The 16684-nt window shown below is 55.2% G+C and carries 21 protein-coding genes; 20 read left to right on the top strand and 1 reads right to left on the bottom strand.

The features are described 5' to 3' along the window. The first annotated feature begins 2 nt into the window (after window positions 1–2). Both D888_RS0111630 and D888_RS0111625 read left to right on the top strand, forming a co-directional pair. Complete coding sequence (locus tag D888_RS0111630) at window positions 3–548, top strand: hypothetical protein (RefSeq protein WP_020676731.1); 546 nt, start codon at window positions 3–5, stop codon at window positions 546–548. Next, complete coding sequence (locus D888_RS0111625) at window positions 545–1288, top strand: hypothetical protein (protein WP_020676730.1); 744 nt, start codon at window positions 545–547, stop codon at window positions 1286–1288. Before D888_RS0111630 ends, D888_RS0111625 begins: the two co-directional genes overlap by 4 nt. A 474-nt stretch (window positions 1289–1762) precedes the next feature. Here D888_RS0111625 and D888_RS0111620 read toward each other — a convergent pair whose 3' ends face one another. Continuing rightward, window positions 1763–2095 carry a hypothetical protein gene (locus D888_RS0111620; protein ID WP_020676729.1) on the bottom strand — a complete coding sequence of 111 codons (333 nt, stop codon included), beginning with the start codon at window positions 2093–2095 and terminating at the stop codon, window positions 1763–1765. Between D888_RS0111620 and D888_RS23660 the strand changes: the two genes are divergently transcribed. The 18 genes from D888_RS23660 to D888_RS0111525 all read left to right on the top strand — a co-directional run bounded on the left by D888_RS23660 (window position 2034) and on the right by D888_RS0111525 (window position 16674). Then, on the top strand, window positions 2034–2339 hold the full coding sequence (locus D888_RS23660) for an energy transducer TonB (protein ID WP_169513283.1): 306 nt from the start codon (window positions 2034–2036) through the stop codon (window positions 2337–2339). The two genes, D888_RS0111620 and D888_RS23660, sit on opposite strands and share 62 nt — an antisense overlap. A 130-nt stretch (window positions 2340–2469) precedes the next feature. Next, the gene (locus tag D888_RS0111610; protein WP_020676727.1) at window positions 2470–3720 is read left to right on the top strand and encodes a porin; all 1251 of its coding nucleotides are present in this window, start codon (window positions 2470–2472) and stop codon (window positions 3718–3720) included. Window positions 3721–3786: 66 nt separating this feature from the next. Next, window positions 3787–4578, top strand: coding sequence for an ABC transporter substrate-binding protein (locus D888_RS0111605; RefSeq protein WP_020676726.1), 792 nt, complete (start codon window positions 3787–3789; stop codon window positions 4576–4578). A 9-nt stretch (window positions 4579–4587) separates the two neighbouring features. Next, window positions 4588–5274, top strand: a complete 687-nt coding sequence (locus D888_RS0111600; protein WP_020676725.1) for an ABC transporter permease — start codon at window positions 4588–4590, stop codon at window positions 5272–5274. 4 nt (window positions 5275–5278) lie between these two features. After that, a complete protein-coding gene (locus tag D888_RS21490) occupies window positions 5279–5971 on the top strand; it encodes an energy-coupling factor ABC transporter ATP-binding protein (RefSeq protein WP_020676724.1) in 693 nt (230 codons plus the stop codon). Beyond that, window positions 5964–7178 carry a molybdopterin molybdotransferase MoeA gene (locus D888_RS0111590; protein WP_020676723.1) on the top strand — a complete coding sequence of 405 codons (1215 nt, stop codon included), beginning with the start codon at window positions 5964–5966 and terminating at the stop codon, window positions 7176–7178. The genes D888_RS21490 and D888_RS0111590 overlap by 8 nt, the downstream gene beginning before the upstream one ends. 129 nt (window positions 7179–7307) lie before the next feature. Continuing rightward, window positions 7308–7622 (top strand): ArsR/SmtB family transcription factor, encoded by a 315-nt coding sequence (locus tag D888_RS0111585; protein ID WP_020676722.1) that lies wholly within the window; start codon window positions 7308–7310, stop codon window positions 7620–7622. 79 nt (window positions 7623–7701) lie between these two features. Next, on the top strand, window positions 7702–9009 hold the full coding sequence (locus D888_RS0111580; RefSeq protein WP_020676721.1) for a permease: 1308 nt from the start codon (window positions 7702–7704) through the stop codon (window positions 9007–9009). A gap of 13 nt (window positions 9010–9022) precedes the next feature. After that, window positions 9023–9259 (top strand): thioredoxin family protein, encoded by a 237-nt coding sequence (locus D888_RS0111575; RefSeq protein WP_020676720.1) that lies wholly within the window; start codon window positions 9023–9025, stop codon window positions 9257–9259. Window positions 9260–9261: 2 nt separating this feature from the next. Next, window positions 9262–9627, top strand: a complete 366-nt coding sequence (locus tag D888_RS0111570) for a thioredoxin family protein (protein ID WP_020676719.1) — start codon at window positions 9262–9264, stop codon at window positions 9625–9627. Next, window positions 9624–10325 carry a cytochrome c biogenesis CcdA family protein gene (locus D888_RS0111565; protein WP_020676718.1) on the top strand — a complete coding sequence of 234 codons (702 nt, stop codon included), beginning with the start codon at window positions 9624–9626 and terminating at the stop codon, window positions 10323–10325. Before D888_RS0111570 ends, D888_RS0111565 begins: the two co-directional genes overlap by 4 nt. A gap of 25 nt (window positions 10326–10350) precedes the next feature. Beyond that, window positions 10351–10782, top strand: coding sequence for a nitrophenyl compound nitroreductase subunit ArsF family protein (locus D888_RS23160; protein WP_020676717.1), 432 nt, complete (start codon window positions 10351–10353; stop codon window positions 10780–10782). Between the two features lie 19 nt (window positions 10783–10801). After that, window positions 10802–11401: an FmdE family protein gene (locus D888_RS0111555; RefSeq protein WP_020676716.1), complete on the top strand. Its 600-nt coding sequence runs from the start codon at window positions 10802–10804 to the stop codon at window positions 11399–11401. Between the two features lie 206 nt (window positions 11402–11607). Further along, window positions 11608–12210: an FmdE family protein gene (locus tag D888_RS0111545; RefSeq protein WP_020676715.1), complete on the top strand. Its 603-nt coding sequence runs from the start codon at window positions 11608–11610 to the stop codon at window positions 12208–12210. A gap of 11 nt (window positions 12211–12221) precedes the next feature. Continuing rightward, complete coding sequence (locus tag D888_RS0111540; protein WP_020676714.1) at window positions 12222–13115, top strand: cation diffusion facilitator family transporter; 894 nt, start codon at window positions 12222–12224, stop codon at window positions 13113–13115. 67 nt (window positions 13116–13182) lie between these two features. Next, window positions 13183–13944 (top strand): sulfite exporter TauE/SafE family protein, encoded by a 762-nt coding sequence (locus D888_RS0111535; RefSeq protein ID WP_020676713.1) that lies wholly within the window; start codon window positions 13183–13185, stop codon window positions 13942–13944. A 307-nt stretch (window positions 13945–14251) separates the two neighbouring features. Further along, complete coding sequence (locus tag D888_RS0111530) at window positions 14252–15532, top strand: TolC family protein (protein WP_169513282.1); 1281 nt, start codon at window positions 14252–14254, stop codon at window positions 15530–15532. Beyond that, window positions 15529–16674 carry an efflux RND transporter periplasmic adaptor subunit gene (locus D888_RS0111525; protein ID WP_020676711.1) on the top strand — a complete coding sequence of 382 codons (1146 nt, stop codon included), beginning with the start codon at window positions 15529–15531 and terminating at the stop codon, window positions 16672–16674. The genes D888_RS0111530 and D888_RS0111525 overlap by 4 nt, the downstream gene beginning before the upstream one ends. Window positions 16675–16684: the final 10 nt, after the last annotated feature.

The raw sequence follows: 16684 nt of genomic DNA, 5'->3' as shown, positions 1-16684 counted from the left end.
TCATGAATCAAATATCCCTCAAAGAATCACTTTTTCTCGGCTTCTGTGCGGCGTTGCTGATCATCACCAAGGCCGCTTTGCGCTGGCACCTGGGGATCTCAGGTCATGCCATGTTTTTTACCGCTTTTTTCCTCTTGTTGGCGCGTGGTTGTGTGCAGTTTCGTGGTGCGGCCAGTATCGCTGGCCTGTTGGCCGGGATGGCCGCAGCTCTGTTAGGGATGGGCAAAGGTGGGCCCCTGGTGATAAGCAAATTCCTGTTGCCGGCACTGGCAGTCGACCTTGGTGCCTTGCTTCTGCCGTGGCTGTTCGGCAGCGTTCTGCTCTGTGCTCTGGTTGGTGCGGTAGCCGGGGCGAGTAAATTTTTTGGGACCGCCGGGCTAGATTTATTGATCGGCATGGATCCGGCCATTGTCTGGCGCCATTCATTACTTGAGGCTGTTGCTGCCATGGCTTTTGGTGGTATCGGGGCCATGGGAATCCCACCGGTTTTACGTCGGTTGAGGGCTTATAGCGTGCTCAGCCCCGCCACGAATGGGAGGAGACAATGAATCTTTTGGTTTGTATCGATGATACCGATAACCTCGAGAGTCGCGGCACCGGCGAGCTTGCTTCAATGCTGGCGCTTCAGCTTGAAGAACAAGGCTGGGGCAGCAGCAGCTATGTGACGCGTCATCAGTTGCTGGTTCACCCCGACATCCCTTACACCTCGCACAACAGCGCCATGTGCTTCGCCGCTTCCCTCAATGAAAACTGCCCAGTGGAACAATTTATTGATTATGCCGGACGCTTCCTGTTGCAGGAATCTGCTCCGGAATCCGACCCTGGTCTATGTGTAATGATTCCCGCCGACCTGGGTGATGAGTCGGCTCTGCTCGCCTTTGGTCGGGCAGCCAAAAAGCAGGTATTGACCAAGAATGAGGCCTATACCCTGGCCCGCCAAACGGACATCCACCTTTCCGAGCATGGTGGTACAGGTCAGGGGGTGATTGGGGCTTTAGCAGGTGTCGGGCTGCGTCTGGGGGGGAACGACGGACGACTCAAGGGGCAGCTGCGCTTCGGAATGCCGGCGGAGCGGATTAAGATTTCTGCCTTGCGCGCTCACCCGTTGGTCGACTGCGTACGTACCCTGGATGGACTGACGCCATCCGACGGTGAAGAGGTTGTGCTCGGTGAGAAGATTAAAACGGTATTGTTGGAGGGGCAATCGGTACTGTTGCTGGAAGCTGTGCGCGAACAGGGAGGGATGGTATGGCGGACCTGTTCGCGGCAGCAGTTGAAGAACTATTGAAACAAATGACCTTGTCATTGAACTTACAGCTCCAGCGTGGATGCAAAAATGAGGCTTGAGGACAATGCGCCGTCAACCCGGTATCTCGAAGTGGAGGTCGCCGATGAGACTTTCTTCTGCAGATCGGAGACCTGAGTCACATATAGAACCTTATGCCTTCTCCTTTGAGACAGGTCAGCGGCAGTCGCTTCTGAAACTGAAGTTGAACCCAGTCAGGCGGCATCGGGGACTGCTGTTTTTTTTGCTCTGTTCTTTGGTTCTGCACGCAGGATTATTGCTGGTATTTTGGTCGCCGCTGAATAGGTTGTTCCCTGGTCGGTCACAGATATTTGCCGTGCGCCTTAAAAGTGCAAGCCAGCAACCAGCTCTCTGGCTGCAGGGCTTGCCTCCGAGCCGTTCGTCTGTAACGACCCGGCCGGCAGCAAGGCGGACCTTAATCCCGATGAAATCGGCGCCTCAAATCGTCCATCGTGTTCAACCGGTGTCGCCGAGAGTTGTACCACCGCCGAGAGTTGTACCACCTCCGAGAGTTGTACCACCGCCGAGAGTTGTACCACCGCCGAGAGTTGTACCACCTCCGAGAGTTGTACCACCTCCGGCAAAGTTCTCTCCGGCGGCGAGACAGCTGGTGACGGCAGGGTCGATGCCCGGGTCAACGCCCAGGTCAATGCCCAGGTCAATGCTGGAGGCCTCCAGTCCCGTCGCTTTAACGGCGAATGGCTCAGCGGCGGTTAGTGGCGGCACAGTGGAGTCGCCGCTGCTAACCCATTTCGGTGCCGCTAACGGGCCTCGGGTACTGGGCAGCATAAGACCGGTCTATCCGTTGCATGCCCGGCGTCTGGGCCGCGAAGGGCGAGTTGTCTTGAGGCTGAGGCTGAGCAGGACCGGACAATTGCAATCTGCCGAGGTGGTCGAATCGGCCGGCTATGGGTTTGATGAATCGGCCCTGGCTGCGGTCAGGCGGGCGAAGTTTGTCCCTGCTTCAACCAACAATCAACCGGTAGCATGTGAGGTGTTGTTACCGGTGCGGTTTCATTTGGAGTCGCGATAATAGGATCTGGTTTAGGTATTCGGCGGCAATAAAGACATATGAAAAATTCAACAGATACCTGCTGTTGATAAATGGCTCAGGACTGGCTTGAGCGACTTACGTGTTATTTAATATTTGGAGGACAAAACAGATGAAAGTGCAAAAATTGGTGGGGGTTGCCCTGTGCGGGTTGATGGTTTTCCTGTGTTGGCCGGCGATGAATGCTCAGGCGCGGACGCTGGAGGACATTCTTAAAGACAAGGGCGTGATTACGGCTGCCGATTACGCAGAGGTGAGTAAGAGCAGCCCGGTCGCATACACCCCGGGCAAGGGGTTGACTGCAACCAGCTCGGACGGCATCTCCAGGATGCATATCGGCGGTTACGCCCAGCTGATCTACCGTTTTACCAACACGGATGATGCGGCAAAAGATAACAAGAGTGATTTCGATATCCGGCGCTTCAAGTTGGTGGTTGACGGCAACGTGTTCAGTAAAAACTTTGGCTACAAGCTGCAGGGGGACGTTTCGAGCGGCTTCCGCACTGAAGATGTCTTCGTTAAATACAAGTTTGCGCCGACTCTGACCCTGCAGGTTGGCCAGTTCAAGCCACCGCAGGCGCGCCAGGAGTTGACCGGCGCTGGCAAGCAGCTTTTTCCTGAGCGTTCGCTGGCCAATGATACCTTCAACCTCGGCCGTGACCAGGGTATCCAGGCCGCAGGCAGCTTTGCCGACAAGCTGATCGATTACCGCATCGGTCTGTTTAATGGCAACGGTCCGAACGTCAGTAACGCAGACGATAATAACATGCTCGCCGGCCGCGTCGACATCAACCCCTTTGGCGCTTACAAGATGGACGAAGCCGGTTGGGCGACTGACAAACCGCTGCTGAATATCGGCGGTTCCTTTGCCTGGGAGAAGGTCGGACCGAACGATGTCGGCACAAAGTTCGGTACTGATAACGACGTGATGGACGTGGCCCTTAATCTTGACGGCTTGACGCCGACGACCTTCACCGCAGCCTATGGTACCGATCTGACCTGGCGGCAATTAACCGCCAACGTCAACGCGCGCTGGATGGGCGCAAGCTTCGCCGCTGAGTACTACAACCTCAATGCTGCTCCGCAGCTCGGGGCCAGCTGGACAGCCGACGGCTACTATGTTCAGGCCGGATATCAGGTTATTCCAAAAACTCTGGAGTTGGGCGCACGCTATTCGGCGATCAAATCAACCGACGCCAACGCTTCGGCCAAGTTCGATAAACATGAAACCCAGTTGGGTGCCAACTATTACTTCGCCAAGCAGGCGCTAAAACTTCAGTCCGACATCACCCTGGTTTCGGATAACCGTTCGGCCAACAAGGATGACACCATCTTCCGCCTGCAGGCGCAGTTCTATTATTGATTTTTATGGTTGTATCAAGCACGGCCCCGGCAGCTTTGCCGGGGCCTTATCCGAAGGAGAACCTCCATGTTTCGTCGTTTATCGATTTTCCTGTTGTTACTGCTCCTCGCCACACCCGCCTTCGCCACCGAGCACCTGCGTCTGGCGACCACCACCTCGACCGATAATTCAGGGCTGCTTGCCTACCTACTCCCGCCGTTTGAAAAAGCCAACGACTGCAAGGTCGATGTGATCGCCGTCGGCACCGGCAAAGCACTCAAGCTCGGCGAAACCGGCGACGTTGACGTCGTCCTGGTGCATGCCCGCAGCAAGGAAGACAAGTTTGTCGCCGCGGGGTTCGGGGTTGGTCGGCGTGACGTAATGTATAACGATTTTGTCATTCTCGGCCCTGATAGTGATCCGGCCAAGATCAAAGGGACCAGCGATCCCGTAGCCGCCGTGCGTAAAATTGCCAGCAGCAAGTCAACTTTTGTCTCGCGTGGTGATGATTCGGGGACCAATACCCGTGAAAAGCAACTCTGGAAAGCGGCTGGTATTACCCCGGCCGGCTCCTGGTACCTGGACGCCGGACTCGGAATGGGTCAGGTTATCATCATGGCCGGTGAGCGTCAGGGTTATACCCTGAGTGATCGTGGCACCTATCTGGCCTTTAAAGAAAAAACCCCACTGCACATCGTCGTCGAAGGGAATAAACGACTGTTCAACCCTTATGGTGTTATTATGGTCAATCCGAAGCGGCACCCGGCCGTCAAGGTTAAACTGGCACAGAAATTTATCGACTTTCTGACCTCAGCTGAGGGCAAGGCTTTGATCACCGGCTACCACAGAAGCGGCGAACAACTGTTTTACGTCCAATAAGGAGTTACTTTGGGCTATCTGGCCGACTCATTTATTACCGCCGTCGGGCTGATTTTCAGTTTTGATCGGGAGGTCCAGCTTACTGTCTGGACCTCCCTTTATACGTCGAGCTGTTCAATCCTGTTCGCCGCGCTGGTCGGGATTCCGGCTGGCCTATGGTTGGGGATTGATCGCTTTCGTGGCCGACGCCTGATCATCACCCTGCTCAACACCCTGATGGCGCTGCCGACGGTGGTGGTCGGACTCGTTCTTTTTGGTGTCTTCAGCCGGCAGGGACCGCTCGGTAGTCTGGGGCTGCTCTTTACTCCCTGGGCGATGATCGCCGGGCAGACGGTGTTGGCCACGCCGATTGTGGCTAATTATGTGCTGGCCGCTGTCAATGGCTCTGATCCGCGAATCATGGGCACGGTCATCACCTTAGGGGCATCGCGCTTTCAGGCCGCGAATCAACTGCTGAAGGAGATCCGTTTCGGGGTGATGGCCGCCGTGATTGCCGGGTTCGGCCGGGTGATCGCCGAAGTCGGCGTGGCGATGATGCTCGGGGGCAATATTCGTGGTGTGACGCGCACCATGACCACAGCGATCGCGCTAGAGACCAGCAAGGGGGAATTTGCCTTTGGCCTCTCCCTTGGCATTGTTCTGTTAAGCGTGGCTCTGGTGGTTAATCTGTTTCTGAACTTGTTACAGCAAAGGTGACCTGATGGAACCGGTCCTTGTTCTCAAAGATATCCTGTTCACTCAAGGAGAGAACTTCAGCCTGTCAATAGAGAGCCTGGAGCTGCTGCCGAGACGGATTTATGCTCTAACTGGCCTGAACGGTGCGGGCAAAAGTACTCTGCTCAGGATCATGGCGTTATTAATCGTGCCCCAAAAAGGCAGAATCATTTTTTCCAATATGGAGTCCGCAAGCCTGGCTCAGCAGCGGCAGAAGATCACCCTGGTTGAACAGTCCCCTTATCTCCTGGCGGGAAGCGTGTCGGATAATCTCGCCTTTGGGCTGAAACTGCGGGGTATTCGCGGCAAAGAGCAACATCGGCGTATCAATGCGACCCTGGAAAGGGTTGGACTTAAGGGCTTTGAACAGCGTAAAACTAGAGAACTTTCCGGTGGCGAAATTCAACGGGTGGCGCTGGCGCGTGCTCTGGTTTTAGAACCAGCAGTGTTGCTGTTGGATGAGCCGACATCAAATATTGACAGCAAGAGCCTGGCGTCGTTTGAAACCCTGCTCAGTCGCTTGCCTGAATTTGGAGTCACAGTAATTTTGTCAACTCACGACCTGACACAACCGGGGCGCCTGGGTGGTGAGATGCTGTGTATCGAAAACGGACGCCTTCTCGACAGGCCCCTCTCACCTTTTGAATTTAATCCTGCCAAGGAGGAAAAATATGGCTGAAAGTTTTGAATCTGCAAGAGCGTTGATCCTCGAAAAAGTATCGATTCTGCCGGCGGAATCGATACCGCTGGTTGAGGCCGGCGGCAGGATTCTCTCCTCCGCTCTCAGTGCGCTCTGCGATCTTCCCAGTTGGGACAATTCAGCCATGGACGGTTTTGCCGTGCGCAGTCAGGATTGCGGGACGGATCAACCGCTCCGGATCGACGGCTACATCCCTGCCGGCGCAAGCGCCGAGGGTATTCAGGTTAAACCCGGGACGGCGGTGCGGATCATGACCGGTGCCCCGGTCCCCATGGGCTGCGATACGATTGTTCCGGTTGAGGAGACACAGGAGAACGGCGATCAGGTTTTTATCAAGGGGGCAGTTCAGGTCGGCGATCACATCCGCAAGCGCGGTGAAGATGTCAAACAGGGGGAGGAGGTTCTCGCTGCGGGGAGTATTCTGCTCCCGGCCGGGATCAACATCCTTGCGGCCTTCGGTTACAGCCAGGTCGCTGTAATCCGGCGGCCCCGGGTTGCAATCCTCTCCACCGGAGACGAACTTGTCGAGCCTGGGGATCCCCTTGGCCCGGGACAGATTATCAACAGCAATGCCTATTCTCTGGCGGCTGCGATCCGCGAAGTTGGCGCGGAGCCCTTGCTGCTAGGCATCGCCCGCGATGACCATGAGAGCCTTAAGGAAAAACTGACTGCTGGCCTTAAAGCCGACGTGTTGATCACCACCGCCGGGGTCTCGATGGGGGATCGTGATCTGGTCTGTGAGGTGCTTCAGGAGTTGAAGGTCGAACGGCTGTTCTGGAAGATTGACATCAAACCCGGCCGTCCGACTGCCTTTAGTTTTAAAGATGGCACGCCAGTCTTCTCGCTGCCGGGTAATCCAGTCTCGTCGATGGTCACCTTTGAGGAATTTGTGCGGCCGGCGTTGCTGAAAATGATGGGACATTCACGGCTTATCAAACCGTATGTCAAGGCACGCCTGAAAGAGAACTTCAGCAAGAAGCCGGGGCGGGTCCAGTTTTTACGGGTGCGGGTGGTTGATACAGGCGAGCATCTGCTGGCTTCAAGTTCCGGCGATCAGAACACCGGCATTCTGAGTACCATGCTGCGGGCTAATGGAATTGCGGTTCTTCCTGCCGAACGTGGCCGGTTTGAGGCTGGCGAAGAGCTCTCGATTCATCTGATAGGCGAACTTGATTCTCCTTACTAAGAGATCTATCCGCTGAACTGGCCTCGATATCTCCTGCTGCGGCAGTTTTGGACCTTCACGAAATTCCTGACATCTGCCTTGACAGACCTCCATCTATTTGGCTATATTGCCAAGTAGATGGAGGTCTGTATGTCATATGATCCAAAACATTTCACCGAACGCGCCCGCATTATCAAGGCTCTCGCCCACCCGGTCCGCCTCTTCTTTGTTGAGGAGCTCGCGCGTCAGGAGTGTTGTGTCTGTGAGTTGACCGCCATGGTCGGTTTTGACATCTCTACCGTATCCAAGCACCTGAGTGTGCTGAAAAATGCCGGAATCGTGGTCGATGACAAACGTGGCAACCAGGTTTTCTATCGCCTTGTCACACCTTGTATCCTGAACTTTTTCGGCTGCATCGAAGCCGTTATCAACGGAGAGTCTGAAGCAACCAACTGCGCCTGCTAAAATGTCCTGCTGGCATTTAAGCGGCGCTTTTTATTAACCAGGTTCTTGGCGATATTGCCAAATACTTATAAGGGTTAACATGAATTGGAAAACTGAGTGGAAACCACTCTTCTGGATCATCGTCGTCTTTACGGGCTGTTTTTTCCTGCCGGTTGATATGCCACGGGTGCAGGCGGCGCTGATCGAATCACTCTATCTGGTCCGCTGGTACGCGCGTGAGCATGTGCTGCTCTGTCTGGTGCCGGCTTTCTTTATCGCCGGTGCGGTGGCGGTTTTCGTCAGCCAGGCGGCGGTGATGAAGTATCTCGGTCCCAAGGCCAACAAACTTCTCGCTTATGGCGTGGCGGCGGTCTCGGGCACCATTCTCGCGGTCTGCTCCTGCACTATTCTGCCGCTCTTCGCAGGTATTTACCGCATGGGCGCCGGTCTCGGTCCGGCTTGCGCTTTTCTCTACTCAGGTCCGGCGATCAATATCCTGGCGATTGTCTTGACCGCGAGGATTCTTGGCCCCGAAATGGGCATTGCGCGTGCGGTTGGAGCCATCCTTTTCGCTGTTATTATTGGCCTGCTGATGCACTTCTTCTTCCGCCATGAGGAGGCCGAAAAAGCCGCCGCCGCACCACTTATGGGTGAGGAGGACGCAGGTCGACCGCTGTGGCAGACCGCGCTCTATTTTGCCAGCATGGTCGGGATTCTGGTCTTTGCCAACTGGGGCAAGACCGCTGAGACTAGCGGCCTCTGGCATGATATCTACGCTGCCAAATGGTGGATCACTGCCGGCTTCTCCATCGCCCTGGCGGTGATGCTCGCCACCTGGTTCAAGCTCGGTTTCGGTCGGATACTGCTCGCTGGTCTGCCGGCGCTGTTGATGGCGGTCATTCTGCCGCAACACCCGGAACTGGCCTTCACCTTCGGTGTCATCGGTCTTTCACTGCTGAGTAATTTAAAGAGCACCCGTGACGGCGAGATGGGCGCCTGGTTCGAGGAGAGCTGGGATTTTGCCAAGAAAATTCTACCGCTTTTGCTGATCGGTGTGCTGATCGCCGGGGTTTTGCTTGGTCGTCCGGAGCACGAAGGGCTTATCCCCTCGGCCTGGGTCGCCTCGCTGGTCGGCGGCAATTCTTTGGGTGCTAACCTGTTCGCCTCGGTCTTTGGGGCCTTCATGTATTTCGCCACCCTGACCGAAGTGCCAATTTTGCAGGGGTTGATTGGCGCCGGAATGGGGAAGGGGCCCGCTCTGGCCTTGCTGCTCGCTGGTCCGGCCCTGTCGCTGCCGAATATGCTGGTCATCCGCAGCGTGATGGGGGCCAAAAAGACTGTGGTTTTTGTGCTGCTGGTGATGGTGATGGCGACCGTCAGCGGTTTAATTTTTGGCGCATTTTTCTAAAAGGAGATTGACCATGAAGACGATTCAGATCCTCGGCACCGGCTGTGCCAAATGTCAGAAGTTGGCCGAAAGCGCCAAGCAGGCAGCCGACAACCTCGGCCTTGATTATCAAATGGAGAAGGTCACCGATATCAACCAGATCATGAGTTTCGGGGTTATGACCACTCCGGGCCTCGCGGTCGACGGCAAGGTACTGCTGACCGGTAAGGTCCCGGCGGTAGCTGAGATTGAAAAACTGTTGGGGAAATGACCATGTCTAAATTGAAAACACTGCTTATCCTGGCGCTGGTCTTGGTGCTTCCGGTGAGCACTGCCTGGGCCAACCCGCTGCCGAAGCTGGTCGATGTCGGCGCCGACAAGTGCATCCCCTGTATCAAGATGGCGCCGATCCTGGAATCCCTCAAAACCGACTTCGCCGGACGTCTGGAGGTTCAGTTTGTCGATGCCTGGAAAAATCGGGATGAGGCCGCCAGCTACGGTGTGCAGATGATCCCGACCCAGATCTTTTTCGCCCCCGAAGGTCAGGAACTTTATCGGCATACTGGCTTCTTTGCTCGCGAGGATATCCTCAACAAGTGGCAGGAGCTTGGCTACCGTTTTACGGAACCGAAGGAATGATCGAGCAACTGCTGACCAGCCTGAGCCATGGCGTTTACGCTGCCCCGGCCATTGCTCTGACAGCCGCCGTGGGTTGGGGCGTGCTGAGCATCCTGCTCTCCCCCTGCCACCTGGCGAGCATTCCGCTGATCGTCGGGTTCATCGATGGCCAGGGGCGCATGAGTGTCCGCCGGGCGTTTGTGATTTCCAACCTGTTTGCGGTCGGCATTCTGCTTTCCATCGCCCTGATCGGACTGCTGACTGCGTTAGCCGGGCGGATGCTCGGTGACCTCGGCGTTTATGGCAACTGGCTGGTGGCGGCGATTTTCTTTCTGTTCGGGCTGCATCTCTGGGGATTGTTTCCCATGCCCTGGTCGGGACCGGGCAAGATCAATATAGGGCGTAAGGGGCTGCTTGCCGCCTTGATTTTGGGGTTGGTCTTTGGTGTCGCCCTCGGCCCTTGCACCTTCGCCTTTATGGGCCCGGTGCTCGGGGTCGCTTTTACCGAAGCGAACCACAGCATGCTCTTCGCCGCGTCCTTGATGTTCGCCTACGGCGTCGGCCACTGCTCGGTGATTGTCTTTGCCGGGACCTTTACCGAAAAGGTCCAGCAGTATCTTAACTGGAGCTCCGGCTCCAGAGGCACTCAGTGGATTAAACGGGTTTGCGGAACCCTGGTCATTGCCGGCGGTTTCTGGTTGCTCTACACGGCCGCATAAAACCATTTTTGGGGGAGGCGACAACATGCAACAACGGCACAAGAAAATTGCTCAGCTTCTGATCATGACCTTCATCCTGCCATTACTGCTGATGGGCTTTACCCCCGGCCAGAGCCAGGCCCAAGCTCAGGTGCTGGTTCGTTATTTTCACGGCGATGTGCGCTGCAGCACCTGCCTGGCCTTTGAAGACTGGTCAAAAACCGCGTTGGAGTCCTTCCCCAAAGAGCTGGCAAACGGCTCACTACAGTGGCAATTAATCAATTTTGATCTGCCGGAGAACAAGCATTACATCAAGGACTATGGTCTTGCCGACAAGTCGCTGGTGCTGGTGCGTGAAGAAGATGGCAAGCCGGTGCGTTGGAAGAACGTCGAGGAATTCTGGGATTTCGGTGAGAACCAGAAGCCGGAATTTGTCAGCTTTGTCCACGACTTGATCGCGGATTATCTGAAAAACTAAACGGAGGTAAAAATCTGTGATGAATGCACATGATCTATTTGAAGCTGGCATGCAGTTTCACGGTCACAAATGCCCTGCCATGCCGATGGGGCTGCGCGCCGGTCTGGCGGCCATGGATGCGCTCGGCGTTGAGCACTCCCGGGACAAGGAACTACACGTGGTGTCAGAGACGGGCGCTGGCCATGTTGCTGGCTGCTTTGTCGACGGTATTATGACCGCAACTGGTTGCACCTATGGCAAGTCGAACATCCAGAAGCTCTATTACAACAAGATGGCCTTCACCCTGATTGACACCTTGACCGGTCGGTCAATAAGGGTCTCCCTCAAACCGAGTTTTTTTAATCAGGTACTGAACTCTCCGTTTGTTCTACAGCGCCGGGCGGGTGTTTTGCCGCAGAATATTCCGTCTGAAGACGTTGATTTTCAGGTTGAGAAGATCCTTAATCTGGCCGAAGAGAATTTTCTCGAAATAGGTGAAATCCAACAGATCGATTTGCCTGAAGGGGAAGGAATGTTCGATGTCAAACCCTGCGCCCGGTGCTGGGAGCTGACGTTTGTCAACAAATTGCAAGATTCGGCGGATGGCTTGATCTGTATTCCTTGCGCGGCAGAAAAATAAGGAGTTTCAGCTCGTCCGGTCTTCATCGTCACTTACAGGATGAAACCATGTCAGGCGCGCGTCTGCTGGTGACCATGCTGCTCAATTCAGAGGTGCTGTTGGTGGGATTTACTAACTTGCAGGGCCTTGCTTAAGCGCAAGTTCTGGTCAGCATGGTTCAGGGTTTGACCGCTGACTATATTTAACACTAAACCGAGGAGATCTTCATGGAAAACCTGAATGAACTGTTTGAAACTGGGATGAAATTTCACGGACACAAATGCCCGGCCATGCCCATGGGGCTGCGTGCCGGTTTGGCGGCGATGAAGGCATTGGGCGTTGAACGCTCGCAGGACAAAGAGCTGCGCCTGATCTCTGAAACAGGAGAAGGGCATGCCGCCGGATGTTTTCTTGATGGCCTGATGACCGCGACCGGATGCACCTATGGCAAGTCAAATATCAAGAAGCTCTATTACAATAAGATGGCCTTCACCCTGATCGACGCCAAATCCGGCCGCTCTGTGCGGGTCTCGCTCAAACCGGAATTCTTCAGCAATGCTCTGAATTCTCCGTTTGTTCAGCAACGGAAGGCCGGCGTGGCACCGCAGAATATTCCAGCCGAAGTGGCGGATCCGATGGTGAACAACATTCTGAAGATGCCGGAAGAAAAATTCCTCAATATCAGCACGATCAAGCAGGTTGAGGTACCCCAGGGCAAAGGGGTCTTTGAAGCCTACCCCTGTGTCAAATGTGGCGAGTTGACCTTCATCAACAAGTTGCAGGATACTGCCGCAGGCCAGGTCTGTATCCCCTGTTCAGAAGCAAAATAAGGAGCTTCAGCATGTCCGGTCACCATCATCACGATCAAGATGAAAATATTTCCGGCGCGCGCCTGCTGGCGACCATGCTGCTCAATTTTGCTATCACCGTTATTGAGATCATCGGCGGACTGCTTTCGGGCAGTCTGTCGCTGATCTCTGATGCGCTGCACAATTTCAGTGACGGCATTGCGATTATCATCAGCTACATCGCGCTGCACCTGAGTATGAAGCCGCGCACCAGCCAGTATACTTTCGGTCTCAAACGCGCCCAGATTTTGGCGGCGGTTATCAATTCAGCGGTGCTGTTGGCGGTCTGTATTTATCTGCTGCGCGAAGCATTCGACAAACTGCTTCACCCGCAACCGGTCGATGGTGGTCTGATGCTGATCGTCGCCAGTTTCGGGCTGATTGCCAATTTGGTCGGTACCTGGCTGCTGCACCGTGGTTCGAAGAATAATCTGAATATCCGCTCAGCCTATCTGCATCTGCTGTCTGATGCGGTATCCAGTATCGCAGTTATTCTCGGCGCCTTGGCGATCAAGCTGTTCGGACTGACCTGGATCGATCCGCTGCTAAGTATTGTGATTGCCATCTATGTCGGTTGGGAGAGCTGGAAAATTATCCAGACCGCCGTTGACGTGTTGATGCTCAAGGTCCCGGGGAACATCACCCTCGAAGAGTTAGAGTCAAAACTGGCAGAACTACCCGGGGTGTGTGACGCGCATCATATCCACCTGTGGCAGGTCGATGATCGGGACATTCACTTCGAAGCGCACATCGCGGTGGATGATGCGCTGCTGAGCGCGACGGCACCGATCGCCGTGCAGATTGAGCAGATACTGCATGATGACTTCGGCATCAACCATGTCACACTGCAATTTGAAGCCGGAAGTTGTTTGACCGGGAATCACTGATAATTGTCGTCACCTCTGTGGGGAATTTTTTTGACCGTCTATTTGGCATTTTAACCAAGCGAATCTTATGGACACTGAATTATTAAACCAACTGATCATCCCGCTGTTCGCCTTTGGTCTGAGCTTTGTCTTCGCCCTCGGCGGGGTCGGCTCGGCGATTGCGTTGGTGCCGGCACTCAGTTGGTTGGAGGTGCCGCTGCTCATCGCCAAACCGACCGGGCTGCTGGTGAATACCCTGAGCATGACGGGTGCGAGCGTTAGTAATATCCGCGCGAAACGCCTCGACTTTCGACTTGGCGTGCCGATCATCATCAGTTCGTTTCTGCTTGCCCCGCTCGGTGCCTGGTCAACCCGTTGGATTCCTATGCCGATGGTGCTGGCGGTTTTTACCCTGTTTCTACTCTTTTCAGGGTTGATACTGATCTTCTTTCGCGCCGGAAAGTTTGAAGGTCAGTTCCGTGAAGACCGGCCGATTCTCGCCCCAGCGCTGATCGGTGCTGTCGCCGGATATCTCTCCGGTCTGCTCGGGGTCGGCGGCGGTGGTTTGATCGCGCCCTTGATGATCATGCTCGGCTTCAACCCGAAGAAGGTCGCGGTCATCACAGCCTTTGTCGTGCCCTTTTCCTCGCTGAGCGGCCTCATCGCCTACCTGGTCATGGGGTATGCCGATTTACGGTTGATGATCCCGGCCGCGGTCGCCGCATTTATCGGCGGAGTTCTGGGTACCAGGGTCATGCAGGCAAAGCTCAAACCCGTCACCGTCAAGAAGTTTCTTGGCGGGTTGTTGTTGCTGCTGGCACTCAAGATGGGGATGCAACTGTTTGGATAGTGTCCCGTTTGGTTAGTCCTTTTAGATAATTCTGCGGCATTTTGACCGTCGGCAAGGCGTGTCGACGCAGGCCTAGCATAGTTAAACCGAGGAGACGCAACACAGCCGGCGGTCAAAAGGACCAGAATTAATGAATGGAATTAACCAATCGGGACACTAGAGTTCAGCACAGAACCACAGCAGGGGAGAGAGCAGGGTGGAATTGTCCCCTCCATTTGAAATCATGATTTCATCCTGCCCCGCTGTGGTTCTGTCCTGAACTTTATGACAGCGACTGCCCTTAACGGAAAAAATAAGGAGAATGATTTTGAAAAAATATCTGACATTTTTACTTGCGCTGCTGCTCTGGGGGCTTCCGGTGCTGGCGGCCGAGCCGAGTATCACCAGCCTGCTCGAAGCCGTAGCGAAACAGCCGGATATCGAGGCCAGCGCCTTAGGTGTGCGCTCAGCCGAAATTCGCCTGGAGCAGGCCCACGCCGAACTGTATCCCACCCTGACGGCCTTCGGCAGTTACACCAGCTATAGCTCGCCGACCAACCTGCGGCCGATGACGCCGACCGAAGTCAATATTGCCGCCGGCGACTCAATCCCCTTTTCTAAAAATATTACCCGCTATGGCCTGAAAGCGGAGATGCCACTCTTCGTCAAGGGTCTCTATTCACTGGCCGACAAGGTCAAACAGCTGCAAAAGGCGAGTAAGGCCGGGCACAGGTTGAGGTTAATCACACGGCAGGCGGCTGTCGTTTCACTTGATGCCTCATTAGCCTTCACCAGTCATCTTGAGGAGGCCATCGCCTCGCGGCTTGAATCCTTAACCAAAACCCGTGACGACCTGCAACTGGCGGTCAACAATGGCCGGGTTCCAGAATCAGAAATCCTGAAGGTCGCAACCACCCTGAATGATCTGCAGAAACAGCGCAACGATCTGCAGCGTCAGGCGATCTCCCTGACCAGTCAATTGGAACAGTTGACCGGTATCAGGCTGCATCACTTCGTCCCACTTTCTCTTAAGCATGAAGTCGTCACCGGCGATTTTTTGCGACAGACCCAACAGCAAGCGAATGTCGCTGCCGCCGAAAAGGAGCTGCAACAAGCCTGGGATCAGCATTATCCGTCAGTCAAACTCGAAGGAGTTGTCTCCGAAAACGCCGGCGAGGCCTACAACACCGGGAGTTCCATCGATCGCAGCTACAACTATGTCGGCATCTCCGTCTCACTGCCCCTCTTTAACCGCAGCCTCGGTGGTTCGATTAACCAGGCAAAAGTCCAGCTAGAGCGTGAGCAGCGCATACTTTCGCAACTGCGGTCCGATCTGAGAGTGGAAGCGCAAACCCTGCGTGAGCAACTGCCGGTGATCGATCGCTCAACGGCGTTGGCCCAGACCAGCCTCGATAACAACCGGCGGCTGCTGGAGATCGCCAAGGTCGCCTATCGCAGTGGGCGCATGACCACTGAAGAATACTTACGTTTTGAAGCCCAGGTTCTCGATGCCGAAGCCAACCTGCATAAAACCTACGTCGACCGCTGGCAGATCATCAGCCAACAGGCTGTCCTTTACGGCGACGAACTGACAGGAGTCGTTCAATGAAAAAGAAACTCATTACAGCTCTGGTGATCCTGCTGGTCGTGGGCAGCGCCATCGTCCTGCTGAAAACGCGTAAGGCCAACCTGGCAAAGGCCCCGGTGGCCAGCATCCTGCCGGTGATGGTCGAGTCGATCAGCGTTCAACCTCAGGAAGTCACTCTCACCCTGCCCGCCATGGGGATCGTTTCATCGGATCTCTCGACCACCCTGTCGACCAAAGTCAGTGGGCGGATCCTCAAGCTTTACAAGCGGGAAGGGGATGCCATCAAAAAAGGGGATCTGCTGGTGCAAATTGATGATCGTGAATTAAAAGCGAAAAAGGCCGGGCTGCAGCTTAAGGGCGAAAGCCTGGGCTATGATATCGCCGCCAAACAGGGGAACCTCAAGGCCTTGCAAACTGCCCTGCAAAACGCCAACGAGAGTCATGCCCGTACCAAGGAGTTGCTCGATGTCAAGGGGGCTTCTATTGAGCAATATAACCAGGAAGAGACCGGAATCGCCCAGCTGAAAGCGCAACTGCAAAGCGCCAAAAGCGGCATTGACATGTTGCGTTCCGGCATTAATGAACTGAGCGAGAGCGAAAAAGAGCTCGATAGCCAACTCAGTTACACACGCATCACCGCGCCGACTGACGGGACGCTGAGTGCCCGGCTGGTGATGGCGGGAGATCTGGCGGTGCCGGGCAAGGCGCTGCTGAAGATTGCCGCGACCGATGGTCTTTACCTCGATATCAAATTGCCCTCTGACCTGAAAGCCTCGGCCATCCTGCTTGACCAGCAAAAGTTTCCCCTGGTCGCCAAGAATCAGGCGGGGGGCAGCGGCCTGCGTGAATATCGCGCAGCCTTACCTCTTGGCAGCTCTCTGGTTGAAGGAGAATTCCTCAATGTTGCGCTGGTGCTTTATACGGGGAACGGCGTGCTGCTGCCCAACGATGTGCTGCTCTCCACGGGCGGGCAGACCAGCGTGCTGGTCTATACCGCTGGCAAGGTCAGTAAAACAACCGTGACCATTGTGCGTCGGGGGAGCGAAGGGGTCATGGTTGCTGAAGATCTGAGCGGAAAAACGCTGCTCCTCGCCAAACCGGATATCCTGCTGCGCGCGACTTCCGGTGTGCCGGTAAAAATTCTCAGCAACAAAAACGTCTGACCCCAGGAGC

This window comes from Geopsychrobacter electrodiphilus DSM 16401 (assembly GCF_000384395.1).
GTDB lineage: Bacteria > Desulfobacterota > Desulfuromonadia > Desulfuromonadales > Geopsychrobacteraceae > Geopsychrobacter > Geopsychrobacter electrodiphilus.
The sequence above is the reverse complement of the archived record's forward strand: the minus strand, read 5'-3'. Positions and strand labels throughout refer to the sequence as shown.